At 70.6% G+C, this 16,694-nt stretch carries 17 protein-coding genes and 1 pseudogene; 8 read left to right on the forward strand and 10 right to left on the reverse strand.

Annotation, left to right across the window (positions count from 1 at the left end):
* The first annotated feature begins 6 nt into the window (after positions 1 to 6).
* The gene (locus K7472_RS13405; protein WP_222977479.1) at positions 7 to 315 is read left to right on the forward strand and encodes a hypothetical protein; all 309 of its coding nucleotides are present in this window, start codon (positions 7 to 9) and stop codon (positions 313 to 315) included.
* A 68-nt stretch (positions 316 to 383) separates the two neighbouring features.
* Here K7472_RS13405 and K7472_RS13410 read toward each other — a convergent pair.
* The 3 genes and pseudogenes from K7472_RS13410 to K7472_RS13420 all read right to left on the reverse strand — a co-directional run bounded on the left by K7472_RS13410 (position 384) and on the right by K7472_RS13420 (position 3,546).
* Positions 384 to 1,694 (reverse strand): annotated as a pseudogene (locus K7472_RS13410) (tyrosine-type recombinase/integrase).
* Positions 1,694 to 1,879 carry a helix-turn-helix domain-containing protein gene (locus tag K7472_RS13415; protein ID WP_222977481.1) on the reverse strand — a complete coding sequence of 62 codons (186 nt, stop codon included), beginning with the start codon at positions 1,877 to 1,879 and terminating at the stop codon, positions 1,694 to 1,696. The pseudogene K7472_RS13410 and the gene K7472_RS13415 overlap by 1 nt, the downstream one beginning before the upstream one ends.
* Positions 1,876 to 3,546: a replication initiator gene (locus tag K7472_RS13420; RefSeq protein ID WP_222977483.1), complete on the reverse strand. Its 1,671-nt coding sequence runs from the start codon at positions 3,544 to 3,546 to the stop codon at positions 1,876 to 1,878. The genes K7472_RS13415 and K7472_RS13420 overlap by 4 nt, the downstream gene beginning before the upstream one ends.
* Here K7472_RS13420 and K7472_RS13425 point away from each other — a divergent pair.
* The 4 genes from K7472_RS13425 (at position 3,545) to K7472_RS13440 (ending at position 5,312) form a co-directional block, all read left to right on the forward strand.
* Positions 3,545 to 3,706 carry a hypothetical protein gene (locus tag K7472_RS13425; RefSeq protein ID WP_222977485.1) on the forward strand — a complete coding sequence of 54 codons (162 nt, stop codon included), beginning with the start codon at positions 3,545 to 3,547 and terminating at the stop codon, positions 3,704 to 3,706. The genes K7472_RS13420 and K7472_RS13425 overlap by 2 nt on opposite strands.
* Positions 3,707 to 3,897: 191 nt before the next feature.
* Positions 3,898 to 4,278, forward strand: coding sequence for a winged helix-turn-helix domain-containing protein (locus tag K7472_RS13430; RefSeq protein ID WP_308013894.1), 381 nt, complete (start codon positions 3,898 to 3,900; stop codon positions 4,276 to 4,278).
* A gap of 137 nt (positions 4,279 to 4,415) precedes the next feature.
* Positions 4,416 to 4,658, forward strand: coding sequence for a hypothetical protein (locus K7472_RS13435; RefSeq protein ID WP_222977489.1), 243 nt, complete (start codon positions 4,416 to 4,418; stop codon positions 4,656 to 4,658).
* 435 nt (positions 4,659 to 5,093) lie between these two features.
* Positions 5,094 to 5,312, forward strand: a complete 219-nt coding sequence (locus K7472_RS13440; protein ID WP_222977490.1) for a hypothetical protein — start codon at positions 5,094 to 5,096, stop codon at positions 5,310 to 5,312.
* A gap of 356 nt (positions 5,313 to 5,668) precedes the next feature.
* Here K7472_RS13440 and K7472_RS13445 read toward each other — a convergent pair whose 3' ends face one another.
* The 4 genes from K7472_RS13445 to K7472_RS13460 form a co-directional block, all read right to left on the reverse strand.
* Positions 5,669 to 7,024, reverse strand: a complete 1,356-nt coding sequence (locus tag K7472_RS13445) for a GH1 family beta-glucosidase (protein WP_222977663.1) — start codon at positions 7,022 to 7,024, stop codon at positions 5,669 to 5,671.
* A gap of 118 nt (positions 7,025 to 7,142) precedes the next feature.
* Positions 7,143 to 7,982, reverse strand: a complete 840-nt coding sequence (locus K7472_RS13450; protein ID WP_222977492.1) for a carbohydrate ABC transporter permease — start codon at positions 7,980 to 7,982, stop codon at positions 7,143 to 7,145.
* Positions 7,983 to 8,100: 118 nt separating this feature from the next.
* Positions 8,101 to 9,081, reverse strand: coding sequence for a carbohydrate ABC transporter permease (locus tag K7472_RS13455; RefSeq protein ID WP_222977494.1), 981 nt, complete (start codon positions 9,079 to 9,081; stop codon positions 8,101 to 8,103).
* Between the two features lie 15 nt (positions 9,082 to 9,096).
* Positions 9,097 to 10,416, reverse strand: coding sequence for an ABC transporter substrate-binding protein (locus K7472_RS13460; RefSeq protein WP_222977665.1), 1,320 nt, complete (start codon positions 10,414 to 10,416; stop codon positions 9,097 to 9,099).
* 203 nt (positions 10,417 to 10,619) lie between these two features.
* On the opposite strand from K7472_RS13460, the gene K7472_RS13465 reads away from it, so the two are divergent.
* The 3 genes from K7472_RS13465 to K7472_RS13475 all read left to right on the forward strand — a co-directional run bounded on the left by K7472_RS13465 (position 10,620) and on the right by K7472_RS13475 (position 13,562).
* Positions 10,620 to 11,900: an ROK family transcriptional regulator gene (locus K7472_RS13465; protein ID WP_222977496.1), complete on the forward strand. Its 1,281-nt coding sequence runs from the start codon at positions 10,620 to 10,622 to the stop codon at positions 11,898 to 11,900.
* A 61-nt stretch (positions 11,901 to 11,961) separates the two neighbouring features.
* Entirely contained in the window at positions 11,962 to 12,777 is an 816-nt protein-coding gene (locus tag K7472_RS13470; RefSeq protein ID WP_222977498.1) for an AIM24 family protein, read from the forward strand.
* A gap of 161 nt (positions 12,778 to 12,938) precedes the next feature.
* Complete coding sequence (locus K7472_RS13475; protein ID WP_222977501.1) at positions 12,939 to 13,562, forward strand: bifunctional 4-hydroxy-2-oxoglutarate aldolase/2-dehydro-3-deoxy-phosphogluconate aldolase; 624 nt, start codon at positions 12,939 to 12,941, stop codon at positions 13,560 to 13,562.
* A gap of 93 nt (positions 13,563 to 13,655) precedes the next feature.
* Here the strand turns inward: K7472_RS13475 and K7472_RS13480 are convergent, their stop codons facing one another.
* From K7472_RS13480 to K7472_RS13490, 3 genes are all read right to left on the reverse strand, one after another.
* Positions 13,656 to 14,663: a Gfo/Idh/MocA family protein gene (locus tag K7472_RS13480; protein ID WP_222977502.1), complete on the reverse strand. Its 1,008-nt coding sequence runs from the start codon at positions 14,661 to 14,663 to the stop codon at positions 13,656 to 13,658.
* A 152-nt stretch (positions 14,664 to 14,815) separates the two neighbouring features.
* A complete protein-coding gene (locus K7472_RS13485; protein ID WP_222977504.1) occupies positions 14,816 to 15,736 on the reverse strand; it encodes a sugar phosphate isomerase/epimerase family protein in 921 nt (306 codons plus the stop codon).
* A complete protein-coding gene (locus K7472_RS13490) occupies positions 15,733 to 16,689 on the reverse strand; it encodes an ATP-binding cassette domain-containing protein (protein WP_222977506.1) in 957 nt (318 codons plus the stop codon). The genes K7472_RS13485 and K7472_RS13490 overlap by 4 nt, the downstream gene beginning before the upstream one ends.
* Positions 16,690 to 16,694 lie beyond the last annotated feature (5 nt).

Consider the following 16,694-nt stretch of genomic DNA (forward strand, 5'->3'; position numbering starts at 1 on the left):
AAAGATATGACCGAATTTATTGCCAACGTATCCGATGAAGTGGGTGAACTTCTTCGCGAGACTGCGGATGAGATGACGGCCATGTTCGGCATCAGCAGGGCCGAGGCGGTTGCGCGAATTAATGCCCAATGGGAAGGGCAAGAGTTCCTAGAGCGAAGCGATATTGTTCTCCATGAGGATAGTTACTATTGGTCGCTCTTTATTTACTACGACGGCGATGTTCCCGACTGGAGTCCCGAAGCCGATCGGTCATCGTGGAGCGTGAAGTCGGCGCCATTGCGAGATTCCGAATTCTGGACCATCGCCGAAGCATGAAAGAAGCCCCACCGGATGCAATTACGGTGGGGCTTCGGGGTGCTTGACGGCAGTAGTTGACGGCAACGTCAGTGGACAGGTGCTGCACGAACGGGTGGTTCGTCGCCGTGGCCGGGTCGGGCGGCGGGCTGGGCGGGGCTGCGGAGGGCGTTGCCGAGAAGGTCGATGGCGTCGCGCTGGAGGCGGAGTCGGACGTGGGCGTACACCGTGGCGGTCACTCCGATGTGGGCATGGCCCAGCAGCTCCTTGATCACGACGAGTTCGACGCCCTGCTCCAGGAGCAGTGTGGCCGCCGAGTGCCGGAGATCATGGAAGCGGATGCGGCGCAGTGCGGCCCGGCGCAATAGCGCGTTGAAGTGCCGGGTGAGCGTGGCGCCCTCGATCGGCGAGCCGTCGGGCCGGGTGAAGACGTAGCCGCTCGCCCTCCAGCTGGTCCCCGCCGCCTCGCGTTCCTGTGCCTGCCGGTCTCGGTGCTGTTCGAGAGAGCGCAGGCACTCGGTGGGCAGGGCGATGCGTCGCTCCGAGCTCTGGGTCTTGGTCGGCAGAGCGGTCAGGCCGCCGCTGTTGGTGCGTTGGAGGGTGCGGCGGATGCTGGCGGTTCCGCCGGCCAGGTCGAGGTCTTCCCAGCGCAGGCCGAGGAGTTCGCCCTTGCGCAGGCCGGTCGCGCAGGGCGAGTTCGAACAGCGCGCTCAGCCGGTGCCCGTGCGTGGCGGTCAGGAGCGCGCGGGCTTCTTCGGCGGTGAGGGGTTCGAAGCGGCGGGGTCGGGGTGTGCCCATACGGACGTTGCGGGCGACGTGCGCGGTATCTCTTCCTCGCGGACGGCGTGTTCTAGGGCGGACTTGAGGACGGAGTGGACGTAGGCGAGCGTGAGCGGCGACAGCCGCTTTCGGCAGCAGTTCCCGGCCGCGCAGCACTGCGGCTGGTCGCGGGCGGCGTCGAGACCGCGTGCGCAGCACTGGCAGGTGGTGCGGAGTTGGTCGAGCCAGGTGCGGACGTCCTTGGCGAGCTTCTTCTTGCCGAGGCCCGGGATGAGGTAGAGGCGGACGCAGGCGGTGTAGCGGGTGTGGGCGTTCTCCCGGAGGCGGTGGACGGCGACGGTCTCCAGCCAGTAGGTGAGGAACGCGGCCACGCTGCCCTGCGCTGGGGGGGCTATGCCGCGGTTGCTGGCGGCGACCTTCTCGGTCAGTAGGGCCAGGGCCTCCTTCCGCGTGGTGCCGTAGACGTGGATGCGCTTGCGGGTGTCGCCTGCGGCGAGGACGTATCCGGCGGCTTCCCAGCGGCCGTCCTTGCGCTGGTAGACGGTGCCGTCGCCGTTGGCGCGGACCCTGCGCGAACCGGTGCTGTGCGTGGAGGTGGGGTTGGTGTCGGGGGTGGTCATCAGGCTGCCTGTTCGAGTTGGTGGTGGACAAGGGCGTACAGGGCGTGTGCGGGGATGCGGCGGGCGCGGCCGATGGTGAGGGAGGCGAGTTGGCGGGTGCGGATGAGGTCGTAGACGGTGGAGCGGCTGATCTTGAGGCGGGCCATGACCTCGGGGACGGTGAGCAGTTCGGTGTCGGCGGTCACGTGGTCACCTCACTGTGGGCAGGGGCGGTCAGCGGGGCGGTGGAGTGACCGGCCAGGTCACCAGAGCGTTGCGCCTTCCGGGAGCGGGTCGGTTGTTCGAGGCGGGAGTTCCGTGCAGCGGCGAGGAGGTCTGCGAGGTGGGCGAGTTCGGGCAGGAGGCCGGTTCCGGCGTACTGCCACTGCGAGATCACCAGGGTCGTGACCGTGTCGACGCGTCGCCCGCTCTCTGTGTGCCGATCGCTGGGGTGGCCGGCATTGGGGTCGGTGTGACCGGCGGGCAGGTCAGCGCGGTCAGTGCGGTCGCTGTGCTGGTCAGTGACTGGCTGGCCCACGCCAGCCTGCTCTTGGGCGTCGTCTTGGCGGGTGCGCCAGGCGGTGCGTTCGGCGCGGAGCTGGGTGAGGGTGGTGGAGTAGTGGCGGGTGCGGGTGGAGAAGTGGCCTCGGAAGCCGAGCGTGTGGGCCCACTGCCGCAGGCGGAGGTGGGCGTGCTCAGGGCGGACACCGAGGTGCCAGGCGGTGCGGATCATGCGGCGGGCGTGGTCGGTGAGGTCGTGCTGGGCGAGTTCGGCCAGGAAGCGCAGTCGGCGGTCGAGGGTGCCGGTGGTGGTCTCGGCTCCCTTGGTGGCGTACTTGGCGATGTAGGCGGCGACGTGCCGGTCGGTGACGGGAGCACTGTCGGTGAAGTCGGTGCTGCGGATCGCGCGGACGTCGATCTGCCGCCCGAACCGGAACACCGCGAACTCCGACGGCTGTACCCCATCGGTCGCCCCGGTGCCGAGGAGACGTTGAGGTTGAACACGGGTCCGCTTCGCAGCGGCGCGGACGGCGTGGTCGAGGAGCCCAGTGGTGGCCCAGTCGGGCGGGGCGCTGTTGGGGCCGGTGGGTCCGTCGATGCGGATGACGGTGTGGAAGTGGATCTGGCCGCGCTTCTGGTACTCAGCGACCTTGGCGTACGACAGGGTCGCGTGGTGGCGCAGGGTGCGCTGGGTCAGTCCGGCGGCGTGGGCGATCTCGCGGCGCAGATGGGTGGTGAATCGGGCCCACAGGGCGGGGGCGTGGGCGTTCCACAGAACCGCCCCGGTGTAGTCGTACCTTCCCGGGTTCAGCGGCGTCCCGAGCAGCGGGTCGCCGTCGCTGTGCCGGGCTCCGCACGCGCACGGAGACGCGCCGGGTTGGTTGTGGACGGGGCCGAAGCCGGGGGCGGTCAGGGTCGCGAAGACGCGCGGGTGGCTGGCGACGCTGGTCGGAACCGTCTTGCCGCCGCGCAGTCCGGCGGCGATGAGCTGGTAGGTGTCGTACCGGTAGACATTCGAGCAGGAGCGGCAGCGGGTGGCGCGGCGGTTGCCGCAGCGCAGCAGGAGTTCGCCGGCCGGGAGGTGGCGGGTGTCGAGGTGGTCGAGGATCTGGCCGGTGGCGGCATTGAGGCGGGTGCGGTGTCCGGTCATCCGGATCGGGCGGGCGCAGCCGCCGAGTGAGCCGATCTGCCGGGCCAGGGGTGCGAGGTGTCCGGCGGCGGCGAGCTTGGCCAGCTTGGCGGTCAGCCGCGCCCGGCGTTCCAGTGCCGAGCCCCTGTTCACGGACATGTCGGCGCTGCTGGTGAGCGACGGTGCCGCGAACGCTGCGCTGGCGGGAGTGGCGGTGGTGGGGAGTTGGAGCTGTGCGGGCATGAGGACAGACCTCCGGCAGGAGTCGGGAGAAGAGGAGTGGCGGCTGAGGGGCGACCCGGGTGGTCAGCGCGCAGGGGCACGGCGCGCCTGGCAGCGGGCGCGGATGGTGGGCCGGGGACGTCTGGCCTGGTCAGCGGTGGTGTTCACCAGCGGTGCGTGAAGGTAGCATCGCTTCAAGCGCGCATTCAAGTGCATCCCTCCTCATCTGTTTCGGTGGCCGGTGGGGACGCGAGTACTGTGGCCCCGGTCTTCCGTTTTGGACGGGCCGGACTTCGGTGATAGTGGCGCGGAGAGAGCGGGTGACCTGCGGTGACTGTGGGACGGCGGGGGCGTAGACCGGCGGGCAGCGCGGTGCTTCTGACCTTTGAGGTCATCGCCGAGGCCCTGCGGGAGCGCATCCGCTCGGGCGGGCTGAAGCCGGGTGACGCGTTGCCGACGCAGGCCGTGTTGATGGCGGAGTTCGGGGCCTCCAGCCTGTCCGTGCAGAAGGCCATGGCCCTCCTGAAGCGGGACGGCTACGCGATCTCCCGCCCCGGCAAGGGAGCCTTCGTCGCCCACCCCGACGCCGACGGCGACTCAGGTGACGGGGCGACGGGGGACGCGCCCGTCGGCGGGACGGCGGGACGCGTTGAGGCGCTGGAGCTGGCACTGGCCGAGGCGCTTGATCAGCTCACCAGCCTGCGTGCCCGCGTCGAAGCACTTGAAGCGGGCGGGACCGAGCGAGGCCGCTGACCCGTCGGCCCCTGGATGTTCAGGGCCGGGGGGGGTGTGCGTCCAGATTTTCTCTACGAGGTTCTAGAAAGCCAGGTCACATGCTGGACATCGGGGGAATCGCATCGATGCTGCGGGGCTACGAGTGAGGGGTAGGAGTGGATATTGAGCTGTTGATGGAGCGCCTTGGAAAGTCTGGCGTTACCATGATTCTCAAAGTGGATCACGAGAGGATGCAGGCCGAGGAGAACCCCTGGACGCTGGTAATGTCCGGCCCAGGCTTGGGCGAGAGTAGTCTTATCCGCACGGATGCGTCGAGCCTCAAGGATTGTCTTGATTATGGCCTTCGAGAGCTGCGCTCCCATCCAGGAGAATGGGATTGGGTCGACCAATATAATTAGGAATCACCGTGGCCCCGCCGGATGCGTTCCGGTGGGGCCACTGGGGTGTCTGGCGGCAGTAGGTGACCGCAACGTCAGCGGATGGGTGTCGTACAAAGGGGCGAACGGCGACCTGAAACTCATGATGGACAATAACCCTGGACTCGGGCCGCCGCTCCGTGGTAAGCAGATTTTTGCAGACGCGATGGCCCACTCCGGCGATCGTGTGAAGTCTGTACAGGGGTACTGGCGCTATAGCGAAAATTTGGCAGCCCTCAACGGCGCCGCCTCCAGCGGTGGGGGGTTTGGGGGATGCGCGAGAGGTACGTGGACCGGCGAGCTGCTGACTTCGGGTTCACCCGAGTAAAGATTGTTCAGGCAGGCGAGGGTGTTGATGGATGTAAGGTCGTATCGGCTCTGTTCGGGCGAGAGTGATGTCGAATGAGTAGCGCACGCATGGTCCTTTTGGGGAAGGCTAAAGAGCAGGATTGTCCACCGCTGGTCGCGATTCGGAAAATCAGAGAAGCGGGACTGTTCGAGGTCGGCAGGGAGTTCAATATCGCTGTTGACTTGAAGACGGTGTACGGGCTGACCCCCCAACAGCTGCATGACGTCGTCGGGTGGTTCAGAGGCGTAGTTTCGGACGAAGACCTTGAGGAGACATTTCCAGAATGATCGACGTCCTTGAGCCTGGTATCGACGCTTGTGCTTCGGGTTCGAATCGCCGCCCTCGCCTGCGCCTGCAGCCTAAGGTGTAGACGTCGCGGGGAGGCCGACGCTCGGGGTTGGCCCGCGATGCGGGGATGCGGGACTGAGGTCCTGGAAACCTTCCTGCGCAGGAAGGTGACGTGCGAGAGCCGTGGCCTCCGGTCCTCCTCAGCTGTCACCCATGACAGCTGAGGAGGACCGGAGACCACGGCGGCCCGGGCCCGCGCGGACGGGCCGTTCACCCCCTGGGCGCCCTGTGCGCGCCAGTGCGGTCCGTCCCTCGGTCCGGCTCACCTCCGGACCGGTGCGGGCCCGGGCCCGTTTCAGGCCGCCCGGCGTACGCGCCTGCGGTGGGCGGCGATGATCTCCGCGTAGCGCCGGCCGCTGCCCTTGACCGTGCGCGCCTGCGTCGCGTAGTCCACGTGCACCAGACCGAAGCGCTTGTCGTAGCCGTACGCCCACTCGAAGTTGTCCAGCAGCGACCACGCGAAGTAGCCGTCCAGCGGCACCCCCTTGCGCACCGCCCGCGCGCACGCCGCCACATGGGCGTCGAGGTACGCCGCGCGTTCGGGGTCGGCGACCTGGCCCTCGGGCCCCACGGTGTCCGGGTAGGCCGATCCGTTCTCGGTGATCAGGATGCGCCGGGCGCCGTACTCCCGGGTCATCCGCAGCAGCATCCGCTCCAGGCCGTCCGGCCTGACCTCCCAGTCCATCCCGGTGCGCGGCACACCGGGCAGGTAGACCTGGCGGGCGCGCGGCGGCGGGCCGGTGGGATCGTCGGCGACGACGTGGCGGAAGTAGTAGTTGAGGCCCAGCCAGTCCAGCGGCGCCGCGATCGCCTCCAAATCGCCTGCCTGGATGGGGAGTTCGACGCCGTAGAGGTCGACCATGTCCTGCGGGTAGCCCCGGCCGTGCAGCGGGTCCAGCCACCAGCGGTTGGTGTGGCCGTCCGCGCGCACCGCCGCGGCGCGGTCCGCCTCGCGGTCGGTCGCCGGTTCGCACGGGCTGAGGTTGTTGACGATGCCGATCCGCGCGCCCGGCACCTCGGCGCGCAGCGCGGCGACCGCCCTCGCGTGCCCGAGGTGCAGGTGGTATGAGGCGCGCACGGCCGCGGTGACGTCGCGCAGGCCCGGTGCCATCCGGCCTTCCAGGTGGCCGATCCACGCCGAGCACAGCGGCTCGTTGAGCGTCGCCCACTCCCGCACCCGGTCGCCCAGCGCCCGGCCCACCACGCTCGCGTACTCACCGAGGTGCTCGGCGGTCTCCCGGTGCGGCCAGCCGCCGCGATCCTGGAGGGCCTGCGGCAGGTCCCAGTGGTAGAGCGTGGCGTACGGCGTGATGCCCGCTTCCAGCAGCCCGTCCACCAAGCGGTCGTAGAAGTCGAGCCCGGCCCGGTTGACGGCGCCGGTGCCCTGGGGCAGGACGCGGGGCCAGGCGATGGAGAAACGGTAGGCGGTGATGCCCAGTTCCTTGAGCAACGCGATGTCCTGCGGCCAGCGGTGGTAGTGGTCGCAGGCGACGTCACCGGTGTCGCCGCGGTCGATCGCCCCCGGCACCCGGCAGAAGGTGTCCCAGATGGACGGCGCCCGGCCGTCCTCGTCGTGCGCGCCCTCGATCTGGTACGCGGAGGTGGCGGCGCCCCACTGGAACCCGGCGGGGAAGGCGGTCAGGTCGTCCAAGCCGTAGCCGTACTCGTCTGTCGCAACTGCCTTTGTCACAACTGCCTTTCCTTGAGGGGTTGTCGGGGACGGGTCGCCGGGTGGCCCACGCCGTCGGTGACGCGGGCGCGCGGGCCGGTCACTTCACCGCCCCGGCCGTCAGCCCCGCCACGAGGTAGCGCTGGAGCAGCAGGAACCCGGCGACCACGGGGACGCTCACCACGAGGGAGGCGGCCATCACCTGGTTCCAGTAGACGTCGTTCTGCGTGGCATAACCCTCCAGACCCACCGCGAGGGTGCGGGTGGTGTCGTTGGTCATCACCGAGGCGAACAGCACCTCGCCCCACGCGGTCATGAACGCGTACACGCCGACTGCCACGATGCCCGGCACCGCCGCCGGGATCACCACGCGGAACAGCGCGCCCAGCGGCCCGCACCCATCGGTGAGCGCGGCCTCGTCCAGGTCGCGGGGGATGGAGTCGAAGTACCCGGCGAGCATCCAGATGGAGAACGGCAGCGAGAACGTGAGATACGTGAGGATCAGCCCGCCCCTGCTGCCGTACAGGGCGATGCCGGTGGCATTGCCGATGTTGACGTAGAGCAGGAACAGCGGCAGCAGGAAGAGGATGCCGGGGAACATCTGCGTGGACAGCACCGTGATGGTGAACAGACGCCGGCCGCGGAACCGGTAGCGGCTGACCGCGTACGCGGCGAAGATCGCCACCGCCACCGAGCAGAGCATCGAACTGCCGCTCACGAGGAGGGAGTTGACGAAGTAGCGGGCGAGCGGAACGGTGTGCCAGATGTCCACGTAGGGGCGCAGGGTGAGCGCGTGCGGTATCCAGTCGAAGCGGCCCTGCACCTCGCCCAGCGACTTCAGCGAGGAACTGAGCATCACGTAGACCGGCACCAGCGCGAACGCGGTGAGCGCGGTGAGCACCACCCGGCGCGTCCAGACGAAGGCACGCGGCGCCGCCATGGGCGACCTCGGCCGGGCGGACCTCGACGACCTCGCCCGCCCGGCCCGCTCCTCGCCGGATCTCGTCCGCCCGGCCCGCGACGAATTCGGCGGGCCGCTCATCGGCGGCCTGGAAACCTCAGCCATCGGTGTCCCTCCCGCGCGTCGCGACCAGGTAGCCCGCCGTCACCAGCAGCAGGAACAGCAGCAGCAGGACGGACATCGCCGAGCCCGAGCCGAAGTTCCAGTTGACGAACGACGACTGGTAGATGTGGATGGAGACCAGGTCGGCGGCGGGCGGCGCGGAGCCGCCGAACAACACGTACGGCGTGTTGAAGTCGTTGAACGTCCACAGGAACAGCACGAGCACCAGCACCTGGTTGACCGGGCGCAGCGACGGCAGTGTGATGCGGCGGACGCGCTGCCAGATCCCGGCGCCGTCCATCGCCGCCGCCTCGTACAGCTCACGTGGGATGTTCTGCAGCCCTGCGGTCAGGCACAGGAACGCGAACGGCCAGTTGCGCCACACCGACACCGTCAGCAGCGCGACGAAGCTGTGCGGGCCGATCAGCCAGAACGGCCGGCCGGACGTCAGGTGCAGCTGGTCGTGGAGCACGTGGTTCACCAGGCCGTTGTCCTGCTGGAACATGAACGCCCAGGTGATCACGGCGGCGTACACCGGCAGCGCGTACGGTACGAGGAACACCCCGCGCAGCAGTCCGCGCCCGCGGAACGGGTCCTGGGTCAGGACCGCCGCCGCCGTGCCCAGCAGCCACGACAATCCCACCGACAGTACGGTGAACGCGCACGTCACCCAGAACGAGTGCAGCAGCGCCGAGCCGATCGCGGCGTGGAAGTCCACCGCCACGCGGTAGTTGCCCAGGCCCGTCCAGGGCGCCGAGCCCCAGTCGCGGATGAAGAACTGGGTGAGCTGCTTGAAGCTCATCACGACCCCGACCACCATCGGGATCAGGTGCACCAGCAGTTCCAGCACCAGCGCGGGCACCAGCAGCAGGTACGGCAGCGCGCCGCGCCGGGGCCGCAGCCGGGAGCGCAGGGTGCCGCGCGGGGGCCGGTCCGCCGTGCCGCCGGGCGGACGCCTCTCCAGGATCGCCGTCATCGACTTGACGCCCTGTCAGCTCTGCGGCATCTGCTGCTGGGCCTTGGCCAGTTCGGCCTTCACCGTGGCGTCGGTGACCGGTTTGCCCGCCGCGGCGTCCGCGAACAGGTCCTTCATCGCGGTGCCCACCAGCGTCTCGAACTGGCTCTCGTTCGGCACCTGCGGCATCGGAGCGGCGGAGTTCGCGAGAACCTGACGGAGCGTCTGCTGCTCGGGGGCGGAGAACGCGGCGTCGCTCTGCGCGGCGGTCACCGGAGGCACCGAGCCGTAGGCCGAGTTGAGGATCTGCTGCTCGGGCACGCTCGTCATGAAGTTCACGAACTTCAGCGCGCCGGAGCGGTTGTGGGTGTTGGCGAAGACCGCCATGTTGATGCCGGCCACCATCGAGTCGGTCTTCGCCGTGCCCGTGGGATTCGCGGTCTGGAACGGCACGGGGGCCACGCCGTAGGCGGACGCGTCCATGCCGTGCGCCTTCAGCGAACTGCCCGCCGCCTGCCACAGCAGCATGGCGGCCTTGCCGGTGGCGAAGTCCGTCACCGACTGGTTGGCGGAGTACTCGGCGTCGCCGGGGGCCACGATGTGGTCGGCGGCCATGAAGTCGATGTACTGCTTGACCGCGGCGACCGCCTGCGGCGTGGTGAACTGCGGCTTGCCGGAGGAGTCGAAGAAGTCCGCGCCGTGCTGCTCGCCGAGGACGAAGGCGTGGTGGGCGTTCTCCGCGAGGCTGGAGCCCTCCTCGGCCAGGCCGTAATGGCCGTCGCCGGTGAGCTTCTTCCCGTCGGCCACCAGTTGGTCCCAGGTGGTGGGCGGCGCGGAGATGCCCGCCTGCTGGAAAAGCTTCTTGTTGTAGTAGAGCGCGTACGACAGGGAGTAGAGCGGGACCGCCGCCGGGTCCTTGCCCGCGGCGCCGGTCGCGGCCAGCGCGGACGCGGTGAACTTGTCCTTGCCGCCGACCGCCGCGAAGTTGCTCGCGTTGAACGGCAGCAGCGCGCCGGTGGCCTGGAGCGAGGCCGACCAGGTGTTGCCGATGTTGAGCACGTCGGGGCCCTGGCCGGAGGAGGTGGCCGCGAGGATCCGGTTGAGCAGGTCGGACCAGGGGATGACCTCCAGCTTGACCTTGATGCCGGTCTGCTTCGTGAACTTGGCCAGCTCGGGCCCGAGCACCTTCTGGTCGACGCCGATGTTGGCGCCCTGGTTGCTCGCCCAGTACGTGAGCGTCTTCGGGCTGGAGTCGTCACCGCCGCCCGTGGTGTTGCCGCCTCCGCAGGCGGTGGCGGTCGCGGCGAGGGCGAGGACGGCTGCGGTGGCGCTGAGCGTGCGGGAGGCCTTGAGGATCGGCACGGCGGACCCCTCTCTGGGGGGCGGACACGGCGGGTTCGTAAGGCGCGTGGGCTCAGTGGTCGCGTTCGGGAAGTGAACGCCTTCACGCCTTAATTCAAGTCGTGATTTAAACTGCGTGAAAACCCGGCGTCAAGACTTCGCGCACCGATAGGTTTCCGTCCAGGACAGGCCCCTTGGCGGGCGCGGAGGGGAGCGGCATGGCGGACAACCAGCGAACGGTGCGCGACCTGCGCCGCGCCAACCGAGCGGCGCTGCTGCGCCACCTGTGGTTCGAAGGCCCGCTCAGCCGCCAGGAGTTGGCACGCGACACCGGACTGAGCGCCGGGTCCATCAGCAACGTGGTGGGCGAACTCCTCGCCGACGGGCTGGTGGAGGAGGCCGGCGCGGTCGGCTCGGACGGCGGCCGCCCGCGCATCCTGCTGCGCGTCGCCGCCGACCCGGCCCGGGTGATCGGCGTGGACATCGGCGAGACCCGGGTGCGCGTCGAGCTGTTCGACCTGCTCATGGGCGAACTCGCGGTCACCGCACCCGCGTTGTCCGACAGCGGCCACGACGTGGGCCACGTCGTGCGGCTCGTCCTCGACGGCATCGCCACGGTGCTGGCCGAGACCGGCACCGACCCCTCCCGGGTGCTCGGGGTCGGCATCGGCGTGCCCGGCGTCGTCGAGCAGGGCGCCTCACCCGACGACGCGGTGGTGCACGGCCAGACCATCGGCTGGGACGCCGTGCCCCTGGCCCGCCTGCTGCGCGCCGGGACCGACCTTCCGCTGCACGTCGACAACGGCGCCAAGACGCTGGGCCAGGCGGAGATGTGGTTCGGCGCCGGACGCGGCGTGCGCAACGCGGTCATCGCGCTGATCGGCTCGGGCGTCGGCGCCTGCGTCGTCACCGACGGACGCCCGTACCGGGGTGCGACCTCCAGCGCGGGGGAGTGGGGACACACCACGATGCGGGTCGGCGGGGCGCGCTGCCGGTGCGGCGCGCCGGGGTGCCTGGAGGCGTACGTGGGCGCGGAGGCCATCGTCAGGCGCTGGGGCGGCGCGCCCGCGCACGCCTCCGAGGAGACCGCCCTCGCCGCGCTGCTGGAACGCGCCGACGACGACCCGGCCGCCCGCGCGGTGCTGGACGAGACGGCCGAGTACCTCGGCGCGGGCATCGCCGACCTCGTCAACCTCTTCAACCCCGAACGCATCGTGCTGGGCGGCTGGGCGGGCCTGATGCTCGGCCCGCGCCTGCTGTCCCGGGTGCGCGAGCACGCCGCCGCCTACGCGCTGAGGCAGCCCGGCGAACGGGTCGCGATCACCCTGGGGCGGCTCGGCGCCGAGGCGGTCACCGTGGGCGCGGCGACGTTGCCGCTGGCGCGCTTCCTGGACGACGGGGGAAGCGCCGACCGGGCGCCGTCCACGGGAACCGACGCGGTGGTGCCGGGCGTTCAGACGGACAGGGAGGCACGCGCCCTGGCGCGCCGCGCCCGTTGACGCGACGATCGCCGGGATCGCCGCCCGCCCGTTCCGCCGTCACCGCCGAGGAGCACCGCTCGTGACACTCCAGCAGCAGATCGTGGGCAACGCCATGCAGATGGCGGTCTGTAGTCTGCAACCGGGCCAGACCGTGTACTGCGAGGCGGGGAAGTTCCTGTTCAAGACCTCCAACGTGACGATGGAGACCCGTCTTTCCGGCCCGGGCGCCCAGCGCGACGGCGGCGCGGGAGGCGGCGGCGGGGGCATGGGCGGTCTGCTGCGGCAGGCGATGGGCACCGCGATGCAGGTCGGCCAGCGGGTCCTGGCGGGCGAGTCGCTGGCGTTCCAGTACTTCACCTCGACCGGCGGCGAGGGCACGGTCGGCTTCGCGGGCGTGCTGCCCGGCGAGATGCGCGCCCTGGAACTGGACGGTACGCACGCCTGGTTCGCGGAGAAGGACGCGTTCGTGGCCGCCGAGTCCACGGTCGAGTTCGGCATCGCCTTCGCGGGCGCCCGGCAGGGCATGAGCGGCGGCGAGGGCTTCGTCCTGGAGAAGTTCACCGGCCGGGGCACGGTGATCATCGCGGGCGCGGGCAACTTCATCGACCTCAACCCGGCGGAGTTCGGCGGCCGCATCGAGGTCGACACCGGTTGCATCGTCGCGTTCGAGGAAGGCGTACGGTACGGGGTGCAGCGCATCGGCGGCCTCAACCGCCAGGGCATCATGAACGCGGTCTTCGGCGGCGAGGGCCTGTCGCTGGCCACGCTGGAGGGTGACGGCCGGGTGATCCTCCAGTCGATGACGCTGGAGGGCCTCGCCAACGCGCTGAAGAAGGCGGAGGGCGGCGACAAGCAGGGCCCGACCGGCGGCCTGTTCTCCACCAACGTCGGCTGAACGTCTCTTCTCGACAAGCGAGTCGACCGCCATCCGGTGATCGCACCGGCATCCTCCGCGTCCCACGAGCACTCCCGTACCGCAAGCCGCACCACATCGTTCCCACCGGCCGAAGCGACCAAGCGGGGCGGGCCCGCCCGCGAGAGGATGGCGAAAGCACCGTGTACCGCTGGGAGATCACCCGGGCCGCGCTGGCGCAGCGGATCGTGGCCGTGGTCCGCGCGGACAGCTACGACGAGGCGGCGGCCACCGCCGACACCTTGCTGTCGGCGGGCCTGACCACCCTGGAGATATCCCTCACCACGCCCTTCGCCCTGGAAGTCGTCACCACCATGGCCCGTGAGGTGGGCGACGACGCGGTGATCGGCGCGGGCACGGTGCTGGACGCGGCGTCGGCGCGGATGGCCATCGACGCCGGGGCGCGCTACCTCGCCGCACCCCACCTGGACGCCGAGACCGTCGCCACCGCGCACCGCTACGGCGTCCCGGTCTTCCCCGGCGCCGCCACGGCGGGCGAGATCGTGCGCGCGCTGGAACTCGGGGCGGACGCCATCGCCGTCTTCCCGGCGTCCGCCGTCACCCCCGACTGGCTGCGCGACGTCAGGGCCGCCCTGCCGCAGGCGCCGCTCATCCCCACCTGCGGGGTCACCGACCGGACCGCCCCGCAGTGGCTCGCGGCCGGCGCGGTCGCCTGCGCCATGGGGGCCGAACTCACCGACGGCGACCGCGACACCGTGCTCAAGCGCGTCGCCGATCTGTTGACGCGGCTGCCCGAAGCCGTCTGACCCGGCCGCCCGAAGCCGCGTGACCAGCCCGTCCGGCGTCGCCTGATCCGCCTGCCCGACGCCGCCGGACCGGCTGCCCGGCGCCGCCCGGCGTCAGACGTGTTCGGCGATCTCCGCCACCTGTACCGGGCGGTGCTCACGACGCGAGACCTCGCACGCCTCCGCCACCAGGAGGGCCTTCAGCGCTTCGCCGCCCTCGCAGGGGTTGCCGGTCGCGCCCTTCACCACGTCCACGAACGTGCGCAGTTCGGCCCGGTACGCCGGTGCGAAGCGCTCCAGGAAACCGCCCCACGGGTGCGCGGGGGCGGGCGCGCCGTCCGGCTCGGTCGAGGTCAGCGGCGTGCGGGCGTCCACGCCCACCGCCAACTGGTCGTCCTCGCCCGCCAGTTCCATGCGTACGTCGTAGCCCGCGCCGTTGTAGCGCGTCGCCGTGGCGGTCGCGAGCGTGCCGTCGTCCAGGGTCAGCAGCGCGGCCGCGGTGTCCACGTCGCCCGACGCCGCGAAGAAGTCCGCGCCGCCGTTGGAGCCGGTCGCGTAGACCTCCGCGACCTCGCGTCCGGTGACCCAGCGCAGGATGTCGAAGTCGTGGATCAGGCAGTCCCGGTACAGCCCGCCGGACAGCGGCACGTACGCGGCCGGGGGCGGCTCGGGGTCGGAGGTGATCGCGCGCACGGTGTGCAGGCGGCCCAGCTTGCCCGCCCGCACCGCCTCGCGCGCCGCGCGGTAGCCCGCGTCGAAACGGCGCTGGAAGCCGATCTGCAACACGCTGCCCGCCGCCTCGACCTCGCGCAGCGCGGCCACCGTGCCGGGCAGGTCGGTGGCGATGGGCTTCTCGCAGAACGCGGGCAGCCCGGCGCGGGCGGCCCGCCCGATCAGCTCGGCGTGCGCGGCCGTGGCCGAGGTGATGACCACCGCGTCCACGCCCGCGCCGAAGACGGCGTCCACGGAGCCCGCGTCGACGGCGCCCAGGCTCGCCGCGAGGTCCGCGGAGCGGGCCGGGTCGGCGTCGGCGACCAGCAGTTCCGCGACATCCTCGTGGTCCCGCAACGCCTTGGCGTGAAAGGCGCCGATCCGGCCTGCGCCGACAAGTCCGATGCGCATGTGCTCGCTGTCCTCTCTGGTGACGGTCTGTGCTGACGGGTTCCCGTGTGACGGGTTCGTTTGACGACTTTTCAGGTATCGGTTGCGTACGACGGGTCTTCGGGTGACGGACTTGCACGGCAGCGGTGCGTGCCCCGGGGCGCCCGGAACGGCTAGGCGCCGCAGCCGCGCAGGAAGCGCCGGGTGCGCCGGGCGATGGGCAGCGGCCGGTCGGGAGCGCAGGGGTACATGTCCTGCTCGACGATGGCGAACAGGTCCACGCCGAGCTTCTGCGCGGCCCGCAGCACCGGCGGCAACTCGGGTACGCCGAGCGGCGGTTCGCACATCACGCCGCGCCGCACCGCCGGGCCGAACGGCACCTCGTGCGCCACCACGTCGGCCAGGATCGCGGGGTCGACCTGCTTCAGGTGCAGGTAGCCGATGCGTTCCCCGTAGGTCTCGATCAGCTTGACGTTGTCGCCGCCGCAGTACGCGTAGTGGCCGGTGTCCAGGCACAGGCTCACCAGGTCCGCGTCGGTGGAGTCCAGGAAGCGGACCACGTGCTCCTCGGTGTCCACGTGGGTGTCGGCGTGCGGATGGACGACCACCCGCAGCCCGTATCGCTCGCGCACCTCGCGGGCGAGACGTTCGGTGCCGGTGGCCAGATCGCGCCACTGCGCGCTGGTCAGCTCCCGGGGCTCCAGCTCCCGCGCGGTCTTGTCGTCGCGCCAGAACGCCGGGATGACGACCAGGTGCCCCGCGCCCATCGCCTGGGCGAGCGCGGCGACCTCGCCGACGTGCGCCCAGGTGGCGTCCCAGACGTCGGGGCCGCGGTGCAGCGCGGTGAAGACCGTTCCCGCCGAGACCTGGAGGTGACGCTGCGTCAATTCGTCGCGCAGCCGGGACGGTTCGGTGGGCAGGTAGCCGTACGGGCCCAGCTCGATCCACTCGTAGCCCGCCTCGCTCACCTCGTCCAGGAAGCGGGCCCAGGGCACCTGCACAGGGTCGTCGGGGAACCACACGCCCCAGGAGTCGGGCGCGGAGCCGACCCGGATGCGGTCCAGGACCGGTGCGGTGGTGCGGTCGGCGCTCATGCGGTGTGCTCCTCACGGGTCTCGTCCGGACCGCCGGTGCCATCGGCTTCGTCGGCGGCTTCGGCTTCGGCTTGGGCTTCAGGGGCGGCGTCCGGGTCCTTCGGCAGCTCGTCCGTGTCGACGCCGCGTACCTGCGCCAACTCGTGCTTGAGAGCCGCCAGTTCGGCGCCGCCCGCCATGTGGTGGGTGAGCTGGTCGAGGGCGATCTCGTCGCGGGCGGCGCTCAGCTCGACGGTGCCGAGCCGCAGCACGGTGAAGTGGTCGCCGACCATGTAGGCGTGGTGCGGATTGTGGGTGATGAAGATGACGCCGAGCCCGCGTTCGCGTGCCGCCGCGATGTACTTCAGCACGACGCCGGACTGCTTGACGCCGAGTGCCGCGGTCGGCTCGTCCAGGATCAGCGCCCGGGCGCCGAAGTGCACCGCGCGGGCGATCGCCACGGACTGCCGCTGGCCGCCGGACAGGGAGCCGATGGGCTGCTCCAGGTCGTCCAGCACGATGCCCATCGCGCGCAGTTCCCCGTCGCACACGCGCTTCATCCGGGCGATGTCGAGTCTGCGTACCGGCCAGGGACCGCGGGTGAGTTCAGAGCCCAGGAAGAAGTTGCGCCACACCGGCATCAGCGGCACGGTCGCCAGGTCCTGGTAGACGGTGGCGATGCCCCGGCCGAGCGCCTCGCGCGGATTGTTCAGCCGCACCGGAGCGCCGTCGATCAGGTACTCGCCCTCGGTGTGCTGGTGCAGCCCCGAGACCACCTTGATCAGGGTGGACTTGCCGGCGCCGTTGTCACCGAGGACACACGTCACGGTGGACGGCCGGACCACCAGGTCCACGCCGTGCAGCGCGCGCACGTTGCCGTACGACTTGCCGACGCCCCTCAGCTCCACGAGGGGCGGCGCGGCGGAGGATCCCACGAGTTCGGGGGCGCAGAAGGCGGGGGTGGTGTCGGACATCGTGC

The sequence above is a fragment of the Streptantibioticus parmotrematis genome, from assembly GCF_019890615.1.
GTDB lineage: Bacteria > Actinomycetota > Actinomycetes > Streptomycetales > Streptomycetaceae > Streptantibioticus_D > Streptantibioticus_D parmotrematis.